General features: G+C 69.6%; 1 protein-coding gene. It reads left to right on the forward strand.

What is annotated here, in order from left to right:
- Nucleotides 1–362 (forward strand): anthrone oxygenase family protein (locus tag AOK08_RS14475; RefSeq protein ID WP_055525960.1); only part of this gene is annotated, 362 nt, incomplete at its 5' end.
- Between the last annotated feature and the right edge of the window lie 262 nt (nucleotides 363–624).

The following is a 624-nucleotide window of genomic DNA, read 5'->3' on the forward strand; positions in this document are numbered from 1 at the left end:
CCGCGCAGGGGGTCGCGGCGATGCGGGCGATCAACGTCTCCGCGGTGACTCCGCCCTTCATGCTGGTGTTCGTCGGGTCGGCCGCACTGTGTCTGGTGACCGTCGTGGTCACGTGCGTGGTGTGGCCGGACAAGGGCGCCGTGGAGCTGCTGATCGGCAGCGCGCTGTATCTGTTCGGCTCGTTCGGACTCACGATGGGCGCGAACGTACCGCGCAACAACGCGCTGGCGAGGCTGGATCCGGGGACGGCTGAAGCGGCCTCGTACTGGCCCGTGTACGTGCGCGAGTGGACCCGGTGGAACCACATACGCACGGTCGCCTCGGGGGCCGCCTCCGTGCTGTACGTCCTGGCTGTCGCCTGAGCCGTCGGACCGCTCGGCATGCGTGGTCGATGAGTCGTATCGTGGCCGGAGGAGAGTGCCGTCCGACGACGCAGGCCCCGTCATGCGCGAGCGGGGAGGACGGCGAGGACACGGTCATGGGCGATCCCAAGGGTTTTCTCACCACAGCACGGCAGAACTGGCCGCGCAGGCCCGTCGAGGAGCGGGTCCGCGACTGGGACGAGGTGTATGTCCCGGGGGCGCTGCTCCCTGTCATCAGCGCGCAGGCCGGCCGCTGCATGGA

Source organism: Streptomyces graminilatus (assembly GCF_001418565.1).
GTDB classification, from domain to species: Bacteria; Actinomycetota; Actinomycetes; order Streptomycetales; family Streptomycetaceae; genus Streptomyces; species Streptomyces graminilatus.